The organism is Clostridium sp. UBA5988, assembly GCF_002435615.1.
In the GTDB taxonomy this organism is placed as follows: Bacteria; Bacillota; Clostridia; order Clostridiales; family Clostridiaceae; genus Clostridium_J; species Clostridium_J sulfidigenes.
In genome coordinates this window covers 13,349-36,463 of record NZ_DJBA01000018.1, presented here as the reverse complement: position 1 = coordinate 36,463, position 23,115 = coordinate 13,349, and the positions used below count along the sequence as shown (strand labels likewise).

Annotated in this window: 31 protein-coding genes; 26 read left to right on the top strand and 5 right to left on the bottom strand. The window is 34.8% G+C overall.

Annotation, left to right across the window (positions count from 1 at the left end; genetic code table 11):
- The first annotated feature begins 193 nt into the window (after nt 1–193).
- From B3J31_RS03400 to B3J31_RS03385, 4 genes are all read left to right on the top strand, one after another.
- Nucleotides 194–1,102, top strand: coding sequence for a hypothetical protein (locus tag B3J31_RS03400; protein WP_346866621.1), 909 nt, complete (start codon nt 194–196; stop codon nt 1,100–1,102).
- Nucleotides 1,103–1,306, top strand: a complete 204-nt coding sequence (locus B3J31_RS03395; protein WP_346866622.1) for a hypothetical protein — start codon at nt 1,103–1,105, stop codon at nt 1,304–1,306. It begins immediately after the preceding gene.
- Between the two features lie 183 nt (nt 1,307–1,489).
- A complete protein-coding gene (locus B3J31_RS03390; protein WP_346866623.1) occupies nt 1,490–1,702 on the top strand; it encodes a hypothetical protein in 213 nt (70 codons plus the stop codon).
- 343 nt (nt 1,703–2,045) lie between these two features.
- Entirely contained in the window at nt 2,046–2,696 is a 651-nt protein-coding gene (locus tag B3J31_RS03385) for a hypothetical protein (RefSeq protein WP_346866624.1), read from the top strand.
- A 43-nt stretch (nt 2,697–2,739) separates the two neighbouring features.
- On the opposite strand, the gene B3J31_RS03380 is transcribed toward B3J31_RS03385, so the two are convergent.
- The 5 genes from B3J31_RS03380 to B3J31_RS03360 all read right to left on the bottom strand — a co-directional run bounded on the left by B3J31_RS03380 (nt 2,740) and on the right by B3J31_RS03360 (nt 7,010).
- The gene (locus B3J31_RS03380) at nt 2,740–4,731 is read right to left on the bottom strand and encodes a DNA polymerase (RefSeq protein ID WP_414632052.1); all 1,992 of its coding nucleotides are present in this window, start codon (nt 4,729–4,731) and stop codon (nt 2,740–2,742) included.
- Nucleotides 4,732–4,802: 71 nt separating this feature from the next.
- Complete coding sequence (locus tag B3J31_RS03375; RefSeq protein ID WP_346866625.1) at nt 4,803–5,366, bottom strand: DUF2815 family protein; 564 nt, start codon at nt 5,364–5,366, stop codon at nt 4,803–4,805.
- Between the two features lie 13 nt (nt 5,367–5,379).
- Nucleotides 5,380–6,501, bottom strand: a complete 1,122-nt coding sequence (locus tag B3J31_RS03370) for a DUF2800 domain-containing protein (RefSeq protein ID WP_346866626.1) — start codon at nt 6,499–6,501, stop codon at nt 5,380–5,382.
- Complete coding sequence (locus B3J31_RS03365) at nt 6,494–6,844, bottom strand: DNA ligase (RefSeq protein WP_346866627.1); 351 nt, start codon at nt 6,842–6,844, stop codon at nt 6,494–6,496. The genes B3J31_RS03370 and B3J31_RS03365 overlap by 8 nt, the downstream gene beginning before the upstream one ends.
- Nucleotides 6,837–7,010 (bottom strand): hypothetical protein, encoded by a 174-nt coding sequence (locus B3J31_RS03360; protein ID WP_346866628.1) that lies wholly within the window; start codon nt 7,008–7,010, stop codon nt 6,837–6,839. Before B3J31_RS03360 ends, B3J31_RS03365 begins: the two co-directional genes overlap by 8 nt.
- Nucleotides 7,011–7,336: 326 nt before the next feature.
- Between B3J31_RS03360 and B3J31_RS03355 the strand changes: the two genes are divergently transcribed.
- The 22 genes from B3J31_RS03355 to B3J31_RS03250 all read left to right on the top strand — a co-directional run bounded on the left by B3J31_RS03355 (nt 7,337) and on the right by B3J31_RS03250 (nt 23,074).
- Complete coding sequence (locus B3J31_RS03355) at nt 7,337–8,005, top strand: Rha family transcriptional regulator (protein ID WP_346866629.1); 669 nt, start codon at nt 7,337–7,339, stop codon at nt 8,003–8,005.
- A gap of 15 nt (nt 8,006–8,020) precedes the next feature.
- A complete protein-coding gene (locus B3J31_RS03350) occupies nt 8,021–8,230 on the top strand; it encodes a hypothetical protein (protein WP_346866630.1) in 210 nt (69 codons plus the stop codon).
- A 124-nt stretch (nt 8,231–8,354) separates the two neighbouring features.
- Nucleotides 8,355–10,613: a phage/plasmid primase, P4 family gene (locus tag B3J31_RS03345; RefSeq protein WP_346866631.1), complete on the top strand. Its 2,259-nt coding sequence runs from the start codon at nt 8,355–8,357 to the stop codon at nt 10,611–10,613.
- A 190-nt stretch (nt 10,614–10,803) separates the two neighbouring features.
- On the top strand, nt 10,804–11,091 hold the full coding sequence (locus tag B3J31_RS03340) for a VRR-NUC domain-containing protein (RefSeq protein WP_346866632.1): 288 nt from the start codon (nt 10,804–10,806) through the stop codon (nt 11,089–11,091).
- A complete protein-coding gene (locus tag B3J31_RS03335; RefSeq protein ID WP_346866633.1) occupies nt 11,088–12,446 on the top strand; it encodes a DEAD/DEAH box helicase in 1,359 nt (452 codons plus the stop codon). Before B3J31_RS03340 ends, B3J31_RS03335 begins: the two co-directional genes overlap by 4 nt.
- The gene (locus B3J31_RS03330; protein ID WP_346866634.1) at nt 12,433–12,789 is read left to right on the top strand and encodes a type II toxin-antitoxin system PemK/MazF family toxin; all 357 of its coding nucleotides are present in this window, start codon (nt 12,433–12,435) and stop codon (nt 12,787–12,789) included. The genes B3J31_RS03335 and B3J31_RS03330 overlap by 14 nt, the downstream gene beginning before the upstream one ends.
- Before the next feature lie 18 nt (nt 12,790–12,807).
- Entirely contained in the window at nt 12,808–13,206 is a 399-nt protein-coding gene (locus tag B3J31_RS03325; protein ID WP_346866635.1) for a hypothetical protein, read from the top strand.
- A 109-nt stretch (nt 13,207–13,315) separates the two neighbouring features.
- Nucleotides 13,316–13,666, top strand: a complete 351-nt coding sequence (locus B3J31_RS03320; RefSeq protein ID WP_346866636.1) for a helix-turn-helix transcriptional regulator — start codon at nt 13,316–13,318, stop codon at nt 13,664–13,666.
- Nucleotides 13,656–14,414, top strand: coding sequence for an ImmA/IrrE family metallo-endopeptidase (locus B3J31_RS03315; protein ID WP_346866637.1), 759 nt, complete (start codon nt 13,656–13,658; stop codon nt 14,412–14,414). The genes B3J31_RS03320 and B3J31_RS03315 overlap by 11 nt, the downstream gene beginning before the upstream one ends.
- Nucleotides 14,407–14,943, top strand: coding sequence for a hypothetical protein (locus B3J31_RS03310; protein ID WP_346866638.1), 537 nt, complete (start codon nt 14,407–14,409; stop codon nt 14,941–14,943). The genes B3J31_RS03315 and B3J31_RS03310 overlap by 8 nt, the downstream gene beginning before the upstream one ends.
- Before the next feature lie 179 nt (nt 14,944–15,122).
- The gene (locus B3J31_RS03305; RefSeq protein ID WP_346866639.1) at nt 15,123–15,344 is read left to right on the top strand and encodes a hypothetical protein; all 222 of its coding nucleotides are present in this window, start codon (nt 15,123–15,125) and stop codon (nt 15,342–15,344) included.
- Entirely contained in the window at nt 15,313–15,669 is a 357-nt protein-coding gene (locus B3J31_RS03300; RefSeq protein ID WP_346866640.1) for an HNH endonuclease signature motif containing protein, read from the top strand. The genes B3J31_RS03305 and B3J31_RS03300 overlap by 32 nt, the downstream gene beginning before the upstream one ends.
- Nucleotides 15,670–15,792: 123 nt before the next feature.
- Entirely contained in the window at nt 15,793–16,146 is a 354-nt protein-coding gene (locus B3J31_RS03295) for an HNH endonuclease signature motif containing protein (RefSeq protein WP_346866641.1), read from the top strand.
- An 89-nt stretch (nt 16,147–16,235) separates the two neighbouring features.
- Nucleotides 16,236–17,237 (top strand): hypothetical protein, encoded by a 1,002-nt coding sequence (locus tag B3J31_RS03290; protein ID WP_346866642.1) that lies wholly within the window; start codon nt 16,236–16,238, stop codon nt 17,235–17,237.
- Between the two features lie 202 nt (nt 17,238–17,439).
- Complete coding sequence (locus B3J31_RS03285) at nt 17,440–17,877, top strand: RNA polymerase subunit sigma-70 (protein ID WP_346866643.1); 438 nt, start codon at nt 17,440–17,442, stop codon at nt 17,875–17,877.
- Nucleotides 17,867–19,090: a site-specific DNA-methyltransferase gene (locus B3J31_RS03280; RefSeq protein ID WP_346866644.1), complete on the top strand. Its 1,224-nt coding sequence runs from the start codon at nt 17,867–17,869 to the stop codon at nt 19,088–19,090. The genes B3J31_RS03285 and B3J31_RS03280 overlap by 11 nt, the downstream gene beginning before the upstream one ends.
- A 60-nt stretch (nt 19,091–19,150) precedes the next feature.
- Nucleotides 19,151–19,627, top strand: coding sequence for an HNH endonuclease (locus B3J31_RS03275; protein ID WP_346866645.1), 477 nt, complete (start codon nt 19,151–19,153; stop codon nt 19,625–19,627).
- An 11-nt stretch (nt 19,628–19,638) separates the two neighbouring features.
- The gene (locus B3J31_RS03270; RefSeq protein WP_346866646.1) at nt 19,639–20,868 is read left to right on the top strand and encodes a DNA cytosine methyltransferase; all 1,230 of its coding nucleotides are present in this window, start codon (nt 19,639–19,641) and stop codon (nt 20,866–20,868) included.
- 69 nt (nt 20,869–20,937) lie between these two features.
- Nucleotides 20,938–21,249, top strand: a complete 312-nt coding sequence (locus tag B3J31_RS03265; protein ID WP_346866647.1) for a DUF6329 domain-containing protein — start codon at nt 20,938–20,940, stop codon at nt 21,247–21,249.
- Between the two features lie 175 nt (nt 21,250–21,424).
- The gene (locus B3J31_RS03260; RefSeq protein ID WP_346866648.1) at nt 21,425–22,393 is read left to right on the top strand and encodes an amidoligase family protein; all 969 of its coding nucleotides are present in this window, start codon (nt 21,425–21,427) and stop codon (nt 22,391–22,393) included.
- A gap of 4 nt (nt 22,394–22,397) precedes the next feature.
- On the top strand, nt 22,398–22,865 hold the full coding sequence (locus tag B3J31_RS03255; RefSeq protein WP_346866649.1) for a gamma-glutamylcyclotransferase family protein: 468 nt from the start codon (nt 22,398–22,400) through the stop codon (nt 22,863–22,865).
- A complete protein-coding gene (locus B3J31_RS03250) occupies nt 22,865–23,074 on the top strand; it encodes a gamma-glutamylcyclotransferase (protein WP_346866650.1) in 210 nt (69 codons plus the stop codon). The genes B3J31_RS03255 and B3J31_RS03250 overlap by 1 nt, the downstream gene beginning before the upstream one ends.
- Nucleotides 23,075–23,115: the final 41 nt, after the last annotated feature.

Below are 23,115 nucleotides of genomic sequence, written 5' to 3'. Positions count from 1 at the left end.
ATCACAATAGAAGCAATCAAAAGTGTGCTGAAAGAATATATGAAGGATGTGTTTCAAAAGTAGCATTTCAATTCAAAGAAATTAAATTTCAAAAAAATGAAATAAACCTATTGACTGGAAGAATATTCTGAATTATAATTAATTTCATAGAGATGAAATAGTGTTTCTTGAAAATGAAACAAGGGGTGAGAAGATGTCAGAATATGTACAATATACCGTGCCAAATGCCGAGAAACTTAAAGAACTAATAAATAAAGTAAAAGGCGAGCGTTCCATGACCATGTTTGCTGATGATATAAAGAGGAGTTCACCAAATGTAAAAGTGAGTGCTCCTACAATTTCCAGAGCTTGCAACTGGTCAGGAGGCAAGCCAGTAAGTATTGAACTTTTGGAAGCAATTGCTCTTATAGCAGATAAAGATACGGGGGTTACAATAGAGAATCTTGCAGATGCCAATGGAATGAGAACTAAAGATGAAGATAGCGTACTATCAAAAAGAGATGAATTCGCTAGACGACGTCAAATAGCAATGGAAGTAGATCGTAGCGTGATAATGATAATTCAAAATGAAATTACTTGTAGAGGATATTCAGTAAGAAAACTTAGGGGAATATATAATGGATATATGGAGCAACAGGATACAGTATTTATACGTAATTACAACTTTGGGTTTTCTGTCAGTGGAATGTATCCATGTAGTACTTGGAAGTTCAGGATTAACTCTGTAGAATTAAGTGAAGATTCTAACGAAAATGAAATTGAAGCTCATGTAGGGCATTATATCAATAGAATAGCTTCTGTGTTTGCTAGCGATAGTTTTGAGGGTGAAAGATATGAAAATGAAAAATACTCATTTATATTTATAGACAAGAAAATATATGACGTATTTTTAAAACGCTTTAGTGACCATAGCATAATGGTAAATGGTCTGATGACAGCTATACTTATTGATATGGAAAACTATAGAGTTATAGAAGAAATGCAGCTTAAAAGATATGATGGTGCTGAAGCAAGTTCGTTCTTTAAGGAACCAATTTTTGAAGATAAAGGAAATATGGAATTATTTGATACTTTAGATTTTGAGGATGAGGGGGATCTGTAAATGGTAGAAAAAAATAGGGGTACTAATTCACGAGTATATACAACTCATGGAAAAAAGAAGAATCAAGGGGAACTGGCAATCATAAATGGTCAAGAGGCGCTATGTTATACTGATGGGAATGGTGAAGTGGTAGCATATACTCCACTAATTGAAATAATCAAGAAATGCTGTATGGGGTTGCCAACATATCAATTGGATTTCTAAAATTAAATGCGCATTACCGTCGAAGGTGTACGGTATAGCAATAAAATAAAAAGTTTTACCTGCTAGTGCAGTTCGAATGAGTAACCGGCCGGGGTAGATTGTAGAAGTATCAGTGTATGGTACTATGCTATTAATCTATTCTGGTCTTTTTTAGTTAATAGGGAAAAATGGGGGAGGCAAATTATGTTAGAACCAATTAAGGATTACCAAAATCATATTGTATGTTATGCAGATGCCAAGACAGGACTGTTAGAGTCAAAATATAAAAAGCAGACCACAAAAACTTATCTTGCAATAGGTGGTGAGTTTATCATTACCAAAGATAATATTGAAACAGTTATTAAAAGAATAAGTTGGATTGCTTTCGAGGTACATAGTTACCCAATAGCTGCATAGTATCCACAGAGCTGCTAGACGGCCAGGATAAATACCCAAATTTATGGGTGTTTCCTGGTCATTTTTTTATTTTAAATAGGGAGTAAACCTTCCTATTTAACCTTTAATATTAAGTCATAGAGAAAGTGAAAGAGGTGAGGAAGAGATGATAGCAATTGATGACTAGTAAACAAATCTATTATTAAACTAGTTACTGTCCGGAATGACATAAAACTATAAAAAAATATTATTTAAGCCTATGGCGCGCGACATTTGGCGAGGATATGCATATCGAATTCTATTGTTTAAGTGCAGTAGTATGTTCGATTACAGATCCTGCCTTATTAGTCGCGCTTTTTAGGTTGTGTCTTTTAGGTGTTCTGATGCAGATGTCCTCGCCAGGTTGCAAAACCATAGCGGAAAGCGAGGACAAAAAATGAAAAACAATGAAAATCAGAGAAAAGAGTATTTTATTCCAATGGAGGTTACTAACGAGACAATCCGTGATTTTGGTATTGATCCTCAAAAAGTAGTTTATACTAAAATTGGAAACAGAAGAGTTAGGGCAATTATGATCCCGGTTGCTTCAAAGGTACAGTATGATGAGTATATGAGGTCACTATGGGCTGAAGCCAAAAGAGAAGAGCGTAGTAGACGATGTACTGTTAGCAATGGGAAGGGTAAGCTAAAGAGATGTACTGGAGATTGCGGTAAATGTGAAAGGCTACACGAGGGTTCTGTTCTTTCACTTGATGAATTCCAGAGTGAAGGTATTGAGGTAGCACATACTGAAAAAGACACAGCTGATATAGTTATAGAAATGATTCTCCTTGAGGAATTAACAAAGGCTCTTGAAGAGCTAGATCCAGAGAGTAGAAGAATATGTGAATTAATCAAAGAAGGTTTTTCAGATAGGAAGATGGCAAAAGAGTGTAATTTACCTAAGAGTACTTTTAGTGATAAGAAGAGAAGATTGCTTACAAAATTGCAAAAACGTATAGATGTAATAATATAATTGGAAAGGCTGTAACAACTAATAATGTGTTACGGCCTTTTTCTTAATCTTTTTTATAATAAATTGTCTCATAGCCATCGGCTCTTAACTGAAGACCTTTCATCCACGGAGGTGTTCTTCCCATTGCTTCACTGATGGCATCTAAGGATTCATCCATAGGACATTCAATGATTAATTCATCATGGACATGACCACAGATGAAATAGTAGCTTAGTGTATGCATAGCATAACTGAGGATATCTCTTGAGATGGCTTGCACAATGTTTTCCACAAATTTGGGGCCATATGACTCGATTCTTTCCCATTTTTTTGTTGCTCCTACACCTTCATAGGTTACTGCTTCTCCACCGAATTTATTCATACCAATCTTAGGTTTAATATAAGTTAAGCTTCTACCAGAAGGAAGTTTGATGAAGAGCATACCGCTTTTATAGATAAATTTGAGACCATAGGTTTCAATGGAAGTTCTTTGTTTGATTGTATATTTGACTGCGTTATCAACATCCCACCAAAACTGTACTATGTTAGAATTTGAAGTTCTCCAAGCATCAACAAGAGGTTGTAATTCCTCTTCTGCAAGACCCATATCTAAAGCACCCATGGATTTAAGGGCTCCACAGGAACCGCCGTAACCTAGAGCAAGTTCAGCAATCTTGCCCTTTTGACGAAGATGGCTGTTCTGACCATGTTTTTCAACTGGAACACCAAACATAGCAGAGGCACTAGCACAATAAATATCTCCATTATTAGCAAAGACTTTATTTCTCCATGACTCCTGTGCTAGGTGTGAGAGTACTCTTGCTTCGATTGCACTATAGTCTACTACAACAAATTTATATCCTGGCTTTGGGATGAAAGCGGTGCGGATAAGTTCAGACAATACTTCCGGGATAGAATCATAAAGCATTTCTAATGCATCATAGTTACCGCTTTTTACAAGGTTACGAGCCTGCTCCAAATCTGGCATATGATTCTGTGGTAAATTTTGTAATTGGATTAAACGTCCAGCCCATCGGCCACTACGATTTGCTCCGTAGAACTGGAACATTCCTCTTGCACGACTGTCAGCACATACAGCATTCTGCATGGCCTGATATTTCTTTATGCTTGACTTGGCAAGCTGCTGGCGGAGAGTAAGGATATCGGCAAGTTCCTGTGGAGCATCCTTTAGCATTTCTGCCACAGCCTTTTTACCAAGAGTGTCGGTTTCAACTCCATTGTCAGATAACCATTGTTTCATCTGTACCACAGAATTTGGATTATCTAGATTTGTGAGTTTCTTCATTTCTTCCGAGAGTTCTTCCTTAGAATGCTCATCTATCTTAATTGCCTGTTCAACAACATTCATGTCAATGGCGATTCCGCGGTCATTGATTTTTTGGTCCATGTGATATTCTTCCCATACAAATTCCGGCACAGGAAACTTAGCCAGCTTTTTCTGAATGGACATTTCAACTTCAACATCCCTGCGGTTGTAGGAGCTGAAGGTTGCCCATCTTGTTATATCGTGCATGGGAAGATTACGAGTGCGACCACCATTTGATTTTGTGGGCTTACATGGAACACAGAAGTAACGGATAAGGTCTCTGCCTTCTTTCATTTTCTGCTCTTGTAATCCAAGCACAGCACCTACACCTTCAAGGGACAACGGCAGTCCAATGTAAGCAGACCATATCATGGAGCATTTCCATGAGGAGGGATTTAGATAGTTACCGACAGTGTCATCGCTGTTGCTGTAGCTGCTGAAGTGTTTAGGATAATTTTTTCTAAGCCATGCTGACAGGCATATACGCTCAAATGAAGCATTAAATGCCCATTTGGTCACGGATTCGTCTGAGAGGGCAGAGATTATTTCTATTGGAATTTCCTCGCCGCTCGCCAGGTCTATGACAATAACCTCACCGCCATTGATGGAGTAAGCGAAGAGGAGAATTTCAAAGTTGGGAGATTCCGTATATTTGTATATTCCGCATTTCTTTAAATCTACATCAGAGAAAGTCTCAAGGTCTATCGATAATGATATGATTTTGTCCATGATTGTCACCATCCTTATAATAAAAGGCGGCAGCATAGCCACCGCCTAGTTAGAGATTAATGGATTATATTTTATGAAAGGAAATCATCATCTGAATCTGTTGTGAAATCGTCCTCTGCACGAGATTTGCCACCTAAAGGCTCACCATCAGCAATCTTCTGGAGATTGTTCAAGCCACAAGCGATTCCGCGATTTCCGTTAGAGTTGAAAACATATAGATTGATTGATGCCCTGCCATAAACTCCAGAATATACTTCAGAGCGCTCAAGGATAGGATTACGGTCTGCATCAACTATACCCGGTGCGGTAGCACTATTGGCATTAATAAAATATGCGTTTGCATAAGTAGGGTCATCCGGTCTTTCTGCATCGCCATCACGAAGAGGTGTCTTAAGAGCGGAAAGAGCAGGTACTGATTTACCATTTCCTTTTAGCTTTGATTGACCTTCTTGATAAGCTGCCTCAATGGCTGCATTGGTTTCTTCCACAGTTTTAACATCGGATTTTGGAATGATGAGGCTTACGCTATATTTAGGTGTGCCCCCGTTGATTGACTTTGGATCCCATACATTTGCATAAGACCATCTTGTCTTTGGACCTGTAATAACTTTAGTTGGATTTGCTAATTTTGACATAATATTGTCCTCCTTATTCTTCAATAAAATCATTTTGTGCTGTATTCATTGCCGGACGTTTGTCACTCTCCGGCACGAGTGTTGGTTTACCTGGTGCCTTGTAAACTAGACTGCACAGAATTTCTTCAAATTTCTTTTTACCAAGAGCTGAAGTCATAGCTGTAACTCCTAGGAGCTTCTGTTCGTAAGGATTAAAACCTGCTGAAGTGACAGCAGCTGCAACTTCCAGTTCATTGGCGTACTTTCTTGTGGAGCGTCCTTCTACAATTTTAAATCCATCATATTTTGTACCACTGAGTGCCTGCTGTAAGGCATATTCCTTGATGTCGTTGACCCAAGCTACAAGGTTATCTGCCTTTGAAAGAATAACCTCGATTTCTGTGCTATCAAGGGTAGCTGGCATTTCAAAATCGTACTTTGCAAGCTCAAGGTTGTACTCGGCGCGTTTACGACAGGTAGCTTTTACCTTGCAGAACTGGCAGTGGTCACCAGCTTTAAATTCTCCATCACCTGCAAAAGCAAGTTTAGCAATAGGGGAGAGAACTTCATTTCCCCATTTCTGCAGGACATCCTTTGATAAGGAGTAGGTACTGACATTGTCTCTGCGTGGTTGAAAAACTGTCATTTTTATAATATCCACATCATAGATGCCATCGAAAAGTTCCAAAGCACCAAGTGCATAACACATCATTTGAGGATTATCTTCTGCCGATATTAAAATCCCAAGCCCATGCTTGTAGTCAATTACTTGAAGTACACCATCTGCAACAATAATGCAATCACCTGTGCCAAAACCTTCCTCTACATATTTAGAGAAGTCAAGGTGCTGCTCAATTAAGACCAAAGGGTCGGAACAATGATGCTTTACTTCCTCTATCTGCTCCAAGATAAAGGAGACATATTCATCTGCACAGTTTTCCATTTCTGCATCGTAGTATTCTAGATTCTTTATTGGGTCTTGGGTATTCATGCCGAGTGCCTTTTCTAATTTGTACTGACATAAACTGTGTGCATCTGTACCTTGCTGTGCATAGGCACTGCCTTTGTCATCTTGCTTAGCACATAATTTTGCTGAAGGTGGGCAGTTTAGCCACCTGTGGCTGGATGAAGCGGAGAGTAGTGCATGTTTAGGCATTTCCAATCACCTTAGCCTCTGTAAGTAGTGCCTCGTAATCTGCTGAATTAATATCTGACAATTTGTCCGCACCATATTTTAAAAGAAGCGCTTTGACATCTGACGTGTATCCGTTACGGGATTTGTCTGCTAGGACAGCACGGACATCAGTAAGTGACAGTGCCTTCCTTTCAGGTTTTTGTTTTTTTTCTGCCATAGCCTCTTTCTTCTTAGGTTCTTTGGCTAGCTTTTCTTCCTCTGCCGTAGAAAACAATTCTCTCAAAGTATCTGAAATTCCAATTAGGATTTCTCCACATTTCTTAAGTTCATCGAGTTCTGCGGATAATTTGCTCATCTTAGCCATGTGTATTTTCTCCTTCCATATTTGATTGTTTCTGCTCTAGCTGCTGGTTTAATTTCCTTGCGAGCCTTTTTGATATAACACTTATTGCAATTAGAACATCTGAAAGTTCTTCATCTAAGCTATTATCTTGCTTGCATTTAGTGTTAGTAGCTGCTTCAGCTTGCATAAGTACCACCACCTTTCTGAGAGTTAATAACCTCTCTATTTCTCTAAGGACAAAAGTCAGTGGTTTGGACGGATTTTCTTGAGAAGATTTTTAATTTTTTTCTGACATCTGTCCTTACATCTTCCTTAGGACAAAAGTTAGTAAACTGGACGGATATTTTTGAAAAAAGTTTTCTGTTTGAGAAGATAGGAACACTTTTTTTTGTTTTATTAAGGAAGCAATTTTTATTATTAAAAAAGTCTTAAAAATATCCGTCCAAAAGTAAAAGTTATGTCCTTAGAGAGTTATAGGGGGATTCCCTATAAATTTTTTAAGGAGTGGATGTTATGAAAGAATTAATACCTAAAGACCAATATGGCATATTTGCCGATACAAAGGACACTGCAAGAGTGGATAGCTTGTTTGTAGCTGATTTCTTTGAGAAGGAGCATAAAAATGTTCTACGTGACATTTCAAAAATCACTGACCCCAAATCTGGATTGAGCGAAGAATTTGCTCGGCTCAATTTTGAGCCGACCTCATACACAGATGGTTGTAACAGAAAGCAAAAGGCTTATGCCATGACTAGAGATGGTTTTACTATGTTAGTTATGGGGTACACAGGACAAAAGGCAATGCATTTTAAGGAAATGTATATTAAACGCTTTAATGAAATGGAGCGATTTATAAAAACATTAGTGTCTGCACGTAAGGAGTTCCCATTATTAACGGAAAACATAAAGCTACTGCATGAAAATCCAAAGCCTTACCATTTTTCAAATGAATGCGATATGCTTAACCGCATTGTAACAGGAATGTCTGCTAAGCAGTTTAGATTGGCTAACAACATAGAAAAAGGAAAAAGTATTAGACCATACCTTAGTGATGAGCAAATAAATATGCTGGAAAATCTTCAAAAGGTGGATGTAGGTTTGCTTGTAGCAGTTCCAGATTATGAGCAACGTAAGCGTTACCTTGAATGGTACATGGCAAAATTAAACAAAAAGGCTATATAAAAGGGGGAAAATATAATGTTTTATGTTAAGGAAAAAATAAGCGATTCTATGGAAGTTTCCGTGGAAATAAATGATGAAAATGTATTTTGCATTTGCCCAAGTTGTGGATGTGAAGTAAATGTTGACCTTTCAGAAGTATTTGCTGATGGTGGGGGAGATTTATATAGTACATCTATTTATTGCAGCGAATGCAGTAAAAAAATCAAAGCTAACTGTGGTTGTTAATAGAAGTTTGCTGTGGCCAACAGTTTACGAGGTATTAAAAATGCTATTAATGAGGAGAAGGCAGAGAAGTATGCTGCCTTCAAAACTCTTAAAAAGATAGGATAATTCTAGAGGAGGAGAGCCAATGAAGTTAATATTTTATACAGCAAATTGCTTAGGCAATGCTAAGAACTGCAGCTACCCTAACCGTGTTGAGGTAACTACTGCAGAAGAGCTAAAAGCAGTAGTTAAAACTGATCATGTTTGTGGTGAATACAAGAACAACTATCGTAGTGCAGATAATTTTATTGAATCTGTTGTAGCTGTCATGGATTGCGATAATGACCACTCAGAGAATAAGGGTGAATGGATTACTCCTGAAAAGATAGATGAAATGCTACCAGATGTTTCTTATGCCATTGCACCAAGTCGTAATCATATGAAACAAAAGGATGATAAAACTGCAAGACCAAGGTTTCATGTATATTTTTTAATTAATCCATGCAAAGATGTCATGAAGTATGTGAAGCTAAAAAGAAGGATACAGAAAGCTTTTCCATTCTTTGATGATAATGCCTTAGATGCAGCTCGTTTTATATTTGGTACTGATTGTGATGAAGTTGTATGGCATGACGGATGGGAGACTATAGAGGAAGAGCTACCTGTATCTCAAGAGGATGCTGAAACGATAGGAATGTTTTCTATTCCAGAAGGAAAAAGAAACACTACACTATCCCGTTTTGCAGGAAGAGTGGTTAAACGCTATGGTGCTACGGAAAAAGCACATCAGATTTTCCTTGAAGAGGCAAAGAAGTGTGACCCACCTATGGAGGATGAGGAACTTACTACTATATGGAACAGTGCTGTGAAATTTGCTAAGAAGGTAGAAGTGCAAGAAGGGTATGTTGCTCCAAATGATTATAATGATGACTTTACAGGAGAGTCCCTGAAACCTTCAGATTTCTCAGATATAGGGCAGGCAAAAATTTTGGCTCGAGAATATGGGGATGAACTTTGCTACACAGATGCCACAGACTTCCTTCGATTTAATGGGAAGTATTGGGTGGAATCTAAGCAACAGGCAGTTGGAGCAATGGAAGAGTTTCTAGATTTACAGCTTGCAGATGCTTTGGATGAAGTGCAGAGAGCTATGGATGCTGTTGTGGCATCTGGAGTATCAACTGATGATGTTAGAACAGGGGGTAAAAAGTTAGAGAACTCACTTCAAGATGAGCAGCTACAGGCATATCGTGTTTATTCATCTGCAACAGCATATAGAGCATTTGTTATGAAGCGTCGTGACATGAAATATGTAATAAGTGCATTACAAGCTGCAAAACCAATGCTTTTAATCAGTATAGGTGATTTAGATAAGGATGAATTTCTTCTAAATACACCCAGTGCTACTTACCATTTAAGAGATGGACTTTCAGGGATGCACGAGCCTAATGCTAAGGATTATATTACAAAACAAACCTCAGTTAATCCAGGAGATGCTGGCAAAAAGCTATGGCTTGATGCACTGGATATATTCTTTTGTGGTGATGAGGAACTGATTAATTATGTACAGCAGATTGTAGGACTTGCATCCATAGGTAAGGTATATGTGGAGGCTCTCATCATTTCATATGGTGAGGGACGAAATGGTAAATCTACTTTTTGGAACACAATCTCAAGGGTACTTGGCACATATAGTGGTTCTATGTCAGCTGATGCACTTACCGTTGGTTGCAAGAGAAATGTTAAGCCTGAGATGGCAGAACTTAAAGGTAAGCGTCTTATAATAGCTGCAGAGCTAGAAGAAGGTATGAGGCTTAATACTTCTGTCATTAAACAACTTTGCTCTACAGATGAGGTTATGGCAGAGAAAAAATACAAGGACCCCTTCAAATATGTTCCAAGCCATACACTAGTGTTATACACTAATCATCTGCCTAGAGTAGGTGCAAATGATGAAGGTACATGGCGTAGATTAATTGTTATTCCTTTTAATGCAAAAATAGAGGGTAGTAGTGATATTAAAAACTATACAGATTACCTAGTCCAAAATGCTGGCTCCTATGTATTAGCTTGGATTATAGAAGGTGCAAAGGAGGTTATTGCAAATGACTTTAAGTTAAAGCTTCCATCATGTGTTGAAAATGCGATTAATAGCTATCGTGCTAATAATGATTGGCTTGGAGCATTTCTTGATGAATGCTGTGAAGTTGATTCTAGCTATAAACAAAAGTCAGGAGAGTTTTATCAAGAATATCGTGCTTATTGTTTAAGAACGGGAGAATACACCAGAAGTACCACAGACTTTTATACTGCTCTTGAGATTTCAGGTCTGAATCGTAAAAGATTATCAAATGGATCATTTATTAGTGGGGTGCGCCTTAAAAACACAGATTTTATAGAGTAATTTCAGTGATGTGTAGGTCATTAATGGTCAAAATCTAAACTTTTCTTAAATTAAGAAATTGTAAAAATGTATGTCTACTATAGTCATATATAAAAAGTCCCTATAGCAAAAAATATAAAATATCCTATAAGAAGAGTTTAGGATATGACCATTCTAGACCTGCACAACGTTATTTTTGATGGAGGTTAACATGAGAGAAAAAGTTATAGAAAAGAAGTTAGTGATGGAAGTAAAAAAGCGTGGAGGTATCTGTCCTAAATTTATGTCACCAGGATTTGATGGGATGCCCGACCGTTTGGTCTTACTGCCAGATGGGAAAGCTGGATTTGTAGAGGTAAAGGCTTCAGGGAAAAAGCCAAGACCCCTTCAGCTTGCAAGACACAAATTGATTCGAGGCTTAGGTTTTCAGGTATTTGTAATTGATGAGGAAGAACAGATTGGAGAGATTCTTGATAAGATTGGAGGTAATGCCAAATGAAGTTCATACCACATGATTATCAGAAATATGCTGAAGAATTTATTATAAATAATCCAGCTTGTGCATTAATGCTTGATATGGGGCTTGGGAAAACAGTTATAACATTAACAGTCATATGGATTTTACTATTTGATTATTTTGAGCTTTCTAAAGTGCTTGTAGTTGCTCCACTTAGAGTAGCACAGGATACATGGAGTAAAGAGTGTGAAAAATGGGATCACTTAAAAGGACTTAAAGTTTCCAAAATATTAGGTACTGAAAAAGAAAGAAGAGCTGCTCTAGTTAGAAAAGCAGATATTTATATTATAAATCGAGAGAATGTAGAGTGGCTTTGTAAAAAATATAAATTTGATTTTGATATGGTAGTCATAGATGAACTTTCAAGTTTTAAGTCACCTACTGCTAAAAGATTTAAGGCATTACGTAAAGTTAGACCCAAGGTAAAAAGAATAGTTGGTCTTACTGGAACTCCAGCACCAAATAGTTTAATGGATTTGTGGAGTCAGATAAATTTACTAGATATGGGTGAAAGGTTAGGAAGATTTATTGGAAATTACAGAGAACAGTATTTTGTACCTGATAAAAGAAATCAACAAGTTATATTTAGTTATAAACCTAGAGAAGGAGCAGAAGCGCAAATCTATAATAGAATTTCTGATATCTGCATTAGTATGAAAGCTTGTGATTATCTTAAGATGCCAGAGCGGATAGATAATGTAATTGAGGTTGAGATGTCAGAAGAAGAAAAATCACTTTATAAAAAATTAGAAAATGAAATGTTACTTCCTTTTAGTGATGGAGATATAGATGGAGTAAATGCAGCAGCTCTTTCAAATAAACTTTTACAAATGGCAAATGGTGCTGTCTATGATGAATTTAAAGCAGTAAAAAATATTCACAGTAAAAAACTTGATGCTTTAGAGGATTTAATTGAAGCTGCAAATGGAAAGCCAGTACTTATATTTTATTCCTATAAGCATGACAAAGAAAGAATAAGAGAAAGGTTTGAAGCCACTGATATATCAAGTAGTGATGATATAACTAAATGGAATAAAGGAGAAATAAAAGTTGCTATAGCACATCCTGCTTCAACTGGTCATGGACTTAATTTACAAGCAGGTGGTTCAACAGTTATTTGGTTTGGACTTACTTGGAGTTTGGAACTTTATCAACAAGCAAATGCAAGGCTATGGAGACAAGGACAAAAAGAAACGGTAGTCATTCACCATATAGTTTCAAAGGGAACTATTGATGAGGAAGTGATGAATGCACTTCAGAAAAAGCAGATGGGGCAAGATGCCTTAATAAATGCAGTAAAAGCGAGGGTTGGAGGGGTTAGTAATGAAGATTTATAGAGATAGTATAATAATGGTTGACTTTGGGGAAACACAAGGCTCTGTTCAAAAGGGGATAAGACCAGCAGTAGTTATTCAAAATGACATAGGTAATAAATATTCAACTACAACTATAGTAGTGCCTATAACAGGTAAAATTAAAAAGGTACTCCCAACACACCATGAATTACAAGCTAAAAATTATTGTTGTTTAAAATGTGATAGTACAGTATTAGCAGAGCAAGTATTAACTATATCAAAGAATCAAATTTTAGATGTACTTGGTCATCTAAATGAAGAAGATAGTAAAAAACTTAATAAAATTTTAGCAGTGAGTATAAGTTTAACTAATTCAGCAGGCTAGTATGTGGAGGTGCAATTAATGACTAAACAAGAACTATCCCAGTTATATTATTTAAACAGAGAAATTGAACATTTGAAAGATAGAATAACAGAGTTAGAATGTATTGCAACTTCTTCCACTTCAAGAATAACAGGTATGCCACATGCTACAGATATTTCAGATAAAGTTGGCAAATATGCAGCAGAGATTGCAGATCTCAAAGAATTATTAGATTTAAATTTAAAAAAATGTTTCTATGAACTTAACAGATTAAATAGGTATATAGAAAGTATTGATGATAGTCAAATAAGAATGATTTTAAGCTTAAGATATATTAATGGCTTAAGTTGGGAGCAGGTAGCAGCAAGTATTAGTCCATATGCATCAGGAGAGAGTGTAAGAAAAGCGCATGAAAGATTTTTAAGAAAATCTCAATAAAAAGTGAGTTTATAGTATCATTTTAATAGGTTTGTCATAATATATAGTGAATAATACATTGAAATTATGACAAAACTATAATATAATGAGTTAAGAGGAGGGAGTTATTATGGAAAATGTTAACTTAGCAAGTAGAAGATTTAAAAGTTTACGTGAAAGTAGTAATTTAACCCAAGGGCAAATAGCAAGCTTTTTAAATATTGATCAAAGTTATGTCTCAAAATTTGAAAAAGGGGAACGAAAATTAAGTGTAGATATATTGGAAAAAATGTGTAATTTATTTGGATGTACTCTAAGATATTTTGAGAGTGAAGATGAGAAGTATACACCAATGTCAATTGCATTTCGTTCAAACAGTTTACAAAATGAAGATTTAGAAGCAATAGCAGCAATAAATAAAGTAGCACTTAATATTAGATTTATTAACTTAATGCTGGAGGATGATAATAGTGAAAAGTAGTATTGAGCTAAATTCAAATGCATTAAAAATGAGAAAGATACTAAATGAAGACTCTTCATCACCTATGGATATTTTTTCATTAATTAATAATTTAAAGGGTGTTACTTTAATATTTTATCCAATGTCTGATAGAATAAGTGGAATGTGTATTAGAGAGGAAAACAGTAAAATAATTGCGATAAATTCAAATATGTCTTATGGAAGACAAAGGTTTACAGCGGCACATGAATTATATCACTTATTTTTTGAAAAAGAATTAAGAAGCATAGTTTGTGAAAAGGATATTAATGAATCTAAATCTGATAGTGAAAAAGAGGCAGATATGTTTGCTTCATATCTATTAGCACCTTATGATTCATTAAGATCCTATCTAGAAGAAAATAATATGCTGGATAATGACGTATTAACTATAGAAGATGTTATAAATATGGAACAATTTTATCAATTAAGTCATCAAGCTATGATTTATAGGTTGGTATATGATGAGTATATGGATTGGAATACATTTAATAATCTAAAAATGGCAGTTTCACAAAAAGCTATGAGATTAGGATATGATGACAAATTATATAAAGCATCCCAAGAAGAAAAAAAGTATTTTTCAATTGGTGAATATGTACAAAAGGTAGAAGAGTTAAAGGAAAGAGATTTAATTTCAAATGGGAAGTATGAGGAACTATTGCTTGATGCCTTCAGAGCGGATATAGTTTATAATCTAGGAAGTGAAGGTATAGAATTAAATGACTGATAGTTACTTTTTTGATACTGATTGTTTATCTGCTTTCCTTTGGGTAAGAAATCAAAATCTTTTAATAAAGCTTTATGGGGGCAAAATTGTATTACCTGAGCAGGTTTACTCAGAATTATCACATCCTAGAATACCACATCTAAAGACTATGACCGATAATTTAAAAAACAATGGAGATATATCAATTGCAAAGATAGATATGGATACAGAAGAATATGAAATATATAGTAAATTAACTAGAAGTCCAGATAAGGGTTTCAAAGTTATTGGTAAAGGTGAAGCTGCTGCAATTGCATTAGTAAAAACAAAAGGTGGAATATTAGCTAGTAATAATATGAAAGATATCAAACAGTATGTAGAAGCATATGGATTAGAACATGTTACAACTGGTGATATTTTAGTAGAAGCTTTAAATAAAAAATATATTACAGAGGATGAAGGAAATACTATATGGGCAAATATGATTGCAAAGAACAGGAAGCTACCTAACAGTACTTTTACTGAATTTTTAGAGAGCAAAAAGAAATAAGTTTAAAAACTGAAATCTGTCCATTTTGTCCGTTTAATATCTGTTATAATTTAAAATGTAGAAGAATATATAAACCTCTTAGAGAAATCTGAGAGGTTTTTTAACGTACAAAACCAAATGGTAAAAAGATAGTTTCTGAGGATATTGCCTTGGAAACTTTTTAGTTTGGAGGAATAGATATGGTTATTCATAAATGTAAAAAGTTCATAGGGAGCAATAAAATTAGCAACAGCCTTTTATACTGTTGTATTTTTCCAAGGTGCATTGTGAGAGAAGAAATAGTAGAGAAGGTTACTACTGCAAAGGAGAATGCAGTTGTTCCTAAAGCTAGAACAACTTGTGATGACAAAAGGAAAAGGAGAAAGAGAAATGTGTCCAAGAAAATCAAGAAAGCCTTGTAAGCATCCAGGTTGTCCTAATCTTACGGAAGAGAATTATTGTGAAGAGCATGGAAAACTTTATGTTAATGAAAGAGGTAGTGCTTCAAGTAGAGGTTACAATAGTAGATGGAGAACAGCTAGAAATAGGTTTTTAAAAGCTAATCCTTTGTGTGTTAGATGTAAGGAAAAAAGTAAGCTTACTAAAGCAACTATTGTTGATCATATTAAACCACATAGAGGAGACAAGATATTGTTTTGGGATGAGAGCAATTGGCAGCCACTTTGTAAGAGATGTCATGATAAGAAGACAATGACCGAGGATAGATATGTTGAATATAAATATTAAAAAAGTAGAGTAAAGTTGATAGAAGTAGAGTATATGCTTCTGATATTATTATAATAGAGATAATAAATAGTGAGTTATTACAGAGCGAAGGTTGTAGTGGTTTGTTCTTTTGAGGTGATTTAAATGCCAATGAAATCACTAAAGCCTTGTAAACATCCAGGATGCCCAAAGCTAACTGCAGATTTTTATTGTGATGACCATAAAAAGTTTCATGTAAAAGATAGAGCTAATGCTACGGACCGTGGCTATGATAGTAAGTGGAGAACATCTAGAGCAAGATTTTTAAAAATCAATCCTTTGTGTGTTAGATGTAAAGAGCAAGGGAGTTTAGTTAAAGCTACAGTTGTAGATCATATAAAACCTCATGGAGGAGATAAAATTTTATTTTGGGATGAAAGTAATTGGCAAGCTTTGTGTAAAAGGTGTCATGATAGGAAGACTATGAGAGAAGATAATTATGGAGTATATAAATATTAGACTTTTAGTTGAGATTTCATAGTGGTGATATGAATATATCTGACAATATGTTATAATTTTTTTAAGATAACATAAAGTGGGGTAAGGTAATGTGTAATTTATTTAAAAACATATTTAAAAAAAGAAAATCAACTTATGTAGAAAGTCATGAAAAGAATGAAGTAGCAAAAGAGAATGCTACAGAATTAAAAAAAGAAGATGAAGATTATAACTCTGTTACTGGAAGATGTACAGCAGCATTAGGAATGCTTATAGATGAAAAATACCAAGAGTGTTATGATATTTATGCTAAAAGTAAATATGGGTTAAGACCTAAAGATGAATCAATATTAAGTACGGTATGTTTAAGTTTAGGTAAATATTCAGAGTGTATAGAGTTATGTAATAAATTGATTAGTTATGATTCTGATATTTGGAATACAGATAAGATATTGGAGAATAATTATATTAGCATAGCAAAGAAGTCACTAGCATTTGAAGATAGAATAAGTAATATTATTAATAATGTACCAAACACTAAATATAAAAATATTGAAGATATTGTTGATGAAGAGAGTATAGAAGAAATTTTTAATAATGGATATAATGCTAATATTAGTGATATAAGGCAAATAAAAAAGGTGTGTAGTACTAGTTCTAATAGCGAGGCAGAGAGTAGATACCGTGATTTTGCAGAAAGATTGTTCACAGTTCAAAACTATAATTTAGCAGCTGAAGCATATTTGTATGCATTCGAGAAGAATCCACAAAATGATATATATTTAGGATATTGTGCACAAGCTTTATATAGAAAAGGGGTTGCAGATTTATTATCAGGAGATAAAAATGTTTTTATTATTATTAACTCTATGATTGCGGCTAAATATGCAATACAAATAAACCCTAATGATGTATTATGGAGAATACTTTATATTAATTCATTAATATTAGTATCTAAAGTTTCATCTATTAAATTAATAAGAAAAGCTATCAGTGAATATAATATAGCAAAAAAATTAGATAATCCAATTGTGGATAATGTAGTGGCATTAAATCGAGTTAAAAAGGTACTAGAGATGTTAGCTGAAAGTAATGGGTATTCTATGAATTAATAAGAAAGTTATAGCTAGGGGGAGGTCAAATCTTAAAATAAAGACATGCCAACGACCGCCACCCAGTCACGTGTGAATTTTCGCAGAATTAACTAAGGGGGGTACTAAAAAATCGCAAAATAGGAACTGAAAATTAAGTAACTGCAAAGAGTTGTGGTTGCTTTTTTTATTGCGTAAATATTTATTGAAGGGAGTAGCTTATATGACCAGGGATGAGAAAGAGAAAATAAAAGAATTGAGATTAAAAGGTATGGGGTATAAAGCAATTGCTAATCTTCTAGGGTTAACTAGAGATAGTGTTAGAGGATTTTGTAAGCGTAATAGCCTTTCTGGTGATTCCTGTGTTGTTGCTCTTAATGTTGAAGAAAAAGTAAAAAGAAATGTACTTTGTGCTTATTGTGAAAATCCATTAAAACAAAAATCCACTGGTAGAATGAGAAGATTTTGCTCAGATGAATGCAGGAGAAAATGGTGGAAAGAACATGAGGTTGAGAGAAAGAAAAACAAGGAACATATTTATCATTATGTATGCCCTTATTGTGGAAAAGAATTTAGTGTTTATGGCAATAAGAAGCGTAAGTATTGTAGCCATAACTGTTATATAAAAGATAGATTTTGGAGGGAAGAGGATGGAGTTTAAAAAGTTAAAAATAGATTTACTAATACCTGCTGAATATAATCCAAGGAAAAAATTAAAGCCAGGAGATAGTGAATTTGAGAAAATAAAAAATAGTATTAATGAATTTGGATATGTTGACCCTGTTATTGTAAATAAAGATATGACAGTAATAGGAGGTCACCAAAGAATATCTGTATTAAAGACATTAGGATTTGAAGAAATAGATTGTGTAGTTATTGATGTTGATAAGACTAAAGAAAAGGCTTTAAACATTGCTCTTAATAAAATAAGTGGTGAATGGAATAAGGAACTACTTGCTGACTTAATTATGGATTTACAATCTTTAGATTATGATACTTCTTTTACAGGGTTTGAGCCGCTAGAAATTGATGCTCTGTTTAATGAACTTCATCCAAAGGGTGTTAAAGAAGATAACTTTGATGAAGCTCCACCAGAAGTACCAATTACAAAACAAGGTGATATTTGGATACTAGGAAGGCATCGTTTAATATGTGGTGATAGTACAAAACTTGAGACTTATAAAAAGCTTATGGAAGATAAGAAAGCAAATTTAGTTGTAACTGATCCACCATACAATGTTGCTTATGAAGGAACAGCTGGAACAATTCAAAATGATAATATGGATGATAAGAAGTTTTATGAATTTCTTCTTAATGCATATAAAGGTATGTATGAAAGTCTTGCAGATGGTGGTTCAATTTATGTATTCCATGCTGATAGGGAAACTGTTAACTTTAGGTTAGCTTTTAAAGATGCTGGTTTCTTTTGTCATCAAACTTGTATTTGGATTAAAAACTCTCCGGTTCTTGGTCGCTGTGATTATCAATATAATCATGAACCTGTACTTGTAGGATGGAAACCTACTTCAGGTCATAAGTTTTATGGAGATAGAAAACAAAGAACTACTTGGAATTTTGATAGACCTACAAAATCAAAATATCATCCTACTACAAAACCTATTGCATTAATGGCTTACCCAATAACAAATTCAAGTTTAACTAATTCTATAGTTCTTGATCCATTTGGCGGGAGTGGCTCAACGCTTATAGCCTGTGAACAGACAGATAGGATTTGCTATATCATAGAACTTGATGAAAAATACGCAGATGTTATTGTTAAAAGATATATTGAGCAGGTAGACGCGGATAAAGGTGTTTTTCTTTTAAGAGATGGTGTTAAAACAGAATATAAAGATGTTAAGAAAGAGCAGTAGTCAGATTGATTAGGTGCTCTTTTTTAATTCTCTCATAAAGATGGAAAGGAGAGGTCAGAGATGAAAGAAATAAAGATTACTCAAGGAAAAACAGTATTAGTAAGTGATGAAGATTTTCAAAACATTTCACAGTTTAAATGGGCGTATAGTGCATCAACTGGTTATGCAGTTCGTAAAGGAAGAAAAATCTTGCAAGAGCCACGAACAGTACACATGCACAGATTTATTATGGGAGCATCATCCAAGGTTCAAATTGATCATATAAACGGAAATAAACTTGATAACAGGCGTTTAAACCTAAGAATTGCATCCATTCAAAAAAATGCGTTCAATAGGAAAAAGCCTAAAGTTATATGTACTTCTAAATATAAAGGTGTGCTTAAACGTAAAAATTCAAATAGATGGGAAGCAAGAATTAAATTCAATAATAAATCTATTCACTTAGGTAGATTTATCAATGAGGTTGATGCTGCAAAAGCGTATAACAGGGCAGCATTATATTATTTCGGTGAGTTTGCCAGATGTAATGATATATAGGTGGTGATGGGGTGGAATTTATAGATTTTTGTTCTGGAATAGGTGGATTTAGATTAGGATTAGAACTTGCTGGACATAAATGTATTGGATTTTGTGAAAAAGATAAGTTTGCAGTTAAATCATATAAAGCAATGTTTGATACGGAAGGAGAGTGGTATGCAAATGATGTTACACAGCTTAGAGCAGAAGAAGTCCCAAGAGCAGATATTTGGTGCTTCGGATTCCCTTGCCAAGACATCTCAGTGGCAGGAAAACAAAGAGGAATCAGAGCAGAAAGAAGTGGAATCTATTTCAGCATTATTGACCTCATCAAAGGCAAAGAAGAAAAAGATAAACCCACATTTCTACTTATTGAGAACGTTAAAAACCTGCTGTCAATTAATGATGGATTTGATTTTGCCACCGTTCTCTCTGAACTGGACCAAGCAGGGTATGACACGCTCTGGCAGGTGCTTAACTCTAAAGACTTCGGAGTTCCTCAAAACCGAGAGCGTGTGTTCATTATCGCAAGTCTTAGAAGTAGAGGTAGACGAGAAATATTACCTATCAGCAGAGAAAACTCAGCAGCTCTTAAGCAAATTATAGGTGGAATGCAAGGTTATAGAGTTTATGATTCTGATGGTATTTCTGCAACTCTTGTTGGTAATGCGGGAGGAATAGGTGCTAAAACTGGTCTTTATTTTATAGACCAATCTACAACCAAAACCCAAATAACTGAAAACTCAAGGTGTATTACTTCAAGGTATACTGGTGGAATTGTAAATAGAACAGCAATGAATAGTGCGGTGCTTGAAGCCTACCCAGTTCTTACACCAGACAGAATGGAGAAGAGGCAAAATGGTAGAAGAATTAAAAATGCTGATGAGCCTATGTTTACATTAACTAGCCAAGATAGACATGGTATTGCTATTAAAGAAGCAACTAAAAAAGGATATGCTGAAGCTGAGGTTGGTGACAGTATAAATATAGCTTTTTCTAATAGTGAAACTAGAAGAGGTAGGGTTGGTAAAAAAATTGCTCAGACCTTGGATATTCAATGTATGCAAGGAACTTTAACTCCTAGATTTAGAATAAGAAGGCTTACTCCAAATGAATGCTTCAGACTTCAAGGCTTTCCAGATGAACTCTTTAAAAAAGCCAAAGTAGTGAATTCAGATGCTCAGCTTTATAAGCAGGCAGGTAATGCTGTAACCGTAAATGTTGCTTTTGCAGTAGCAAAAAGTTTATCTGAAAGTGAATAAATGGCTTGCTATATGTGTGCTTTAGAGTGATATATAGTATAACAAAAAACACACATGGAGGTTAAAGTAATGAAAGCATTATTTGGAAGAAAGGTTTTAAACCTTAAGGAACTAAAGGAACTTACGAAGGAAGCAAAGGAAGACGGGATAAAAGGAACAGAATACCAGGTCACAAGAGAAATTAAATTAAGTGATGAGGAGTTTAAAGAATTTGCAAAAGACTTTTTTAAAGAACAACCTTGGATAACAAAAGAAGGTGGTGGTTACAACGAAAAGGGAGAATTAAGGTGCATAAGAGTTAAAAATATAAAAACAAAGAAAAGCATTTTAGTAGATTCGGAGGGTTATAACTACCCAAGATACACAGCAATTGAAAAGTAAAAGTCAAGCCACCAAAAGGTGGTTTTTCTTTCGTCTTAAAGTTGTAAAAATTGTCGTTCGAATTATGAGTTATAGTTGATAGAAATAATCAATTATAACTGGATATATACTTCTTTCAGAGGTAATATGTACACTACCAAAAGGTAATAAACACACTTTGAAAGGAGAGAAAACGTTGAAAAATCAAACAATCGGAGTAGAGATTGAAATGACAGGAATTACAAGAGAAAAAGCTGCAGAGATTACAGCAAAGGTTTTAGAAGGAAATATCGGAAGAGCTTATGATGGTTACGATACATACCTTATAAAAGCATCAGACGGAAGAACATGGAAAGTAATGAGTGATGCAAGTATTCAAACAATGAAAAAAGAAAAAGGTAGATTAATTTCAGCAGACAGAAGTTACAGTGTTGAACTAGTAACACCAATTCTAAGGTATGATGAGGACATCGAAAAACTTCAAGAACTTGTAAGACAACTTAGGCATGCAGGTGCAGTTAGTGAAAGTAGGTTGCAATGTGGAATTCATATACACATAGGAGCAAAAGAACATACACCAAACACTTTAAAAAACCTAGTAAATCTAATGGCTGCCAAGGAGGATTTAATTTACAAGAGTCTTGAGATATACCCAGCAAGGGTTAGATATTGCAGAAAAGTTAATGAAAATTTGATAGAAACAATTAATAAGAAAAAACCTAAAACTTTAAAAGAACTTGCTGATGCTTGGTATAGAGGTTATGGAATTGAAAATAGAGAACGCCATTACCATACAAGCAGATATCATGGACTAAACTTGCATAGCACTTTTACCAAAGGAACAATTGAATTTAGACTTTTCAATGGGACCATGCACGCAGGTAAAATTAGAAGTTACATAGTTTTCTGCCTAGCTATTAGCCATCAAGCCTTAAAGCAAAAGAGTGCTAGTGCAAAACGTACCCATACAGATAATGAAAAATATACCTTTAGGTGTTGGCTTCTTAGACTAGGGATTATAGGAGATGAATTTAAAAATTGTAGACAACATCTCATGAAAGCACTTGATGGAGATTGTGCCTTTAGAAGACCTGAAGGTAAAGCACAGTTACAAAGGGGCAGAAATGCCCCCTGTGGCAAAGAAATTGATAAAAAGGAGAAATGATAAAATGACTGAAAATATAAAATTATATGGAGCTTATGGTTCTAATATGAACCTAGAGCAAATGAGGCATAGATGTCCAAAGGCTAAGATTATAGGTACAGGAACACTTGAAGGGTATAAGTTAACCTTTAGGGGCAGGTATAAAGGGGTTGCAAATATTGAGCCTTGTAAGAGCAAAGAAGTACCTATTGTTTTATGGGAAATAACTGAGGATTGTGAAACAGCGCTTGATATATATGAAGGATATCCTAATCTATATGTAAAAAAAGAAGTTCAGGTTAAGGTGAAAGGTAAGTCTAAAACAGTGATGGTTTATATTATGTCTAAACAATATACCCATATTGTAGCAGCTCCTACAGAATATTATTTCAATGTAATTTCTAGAGGATACTCGGACAATGACATTGATTTAAAACTTCTACAAATTGCCTATTCAGAATGTTTATCTGAACTAATAGAGGGGAGAAGATAATGGATAAATTTTTTACTCAGAAAACTTGTGATAGATGTTGCGGTTCTCTAGAAAAAGGTAAGATAATGTCCATGTTTAATACTGATTGCATCTGCATGGATTGCTTAGAGAAAGAAAAGAAGGATAAGGATTATAAAAAAGCTGTAAAGGCTGACCATGAAGAAATAAAAAAGGGTAATTATAATTACAAAGGCATACGAGGTAAATAAGACCTACTTAAAATATCTATAAATTTAACATATAGAGTAGT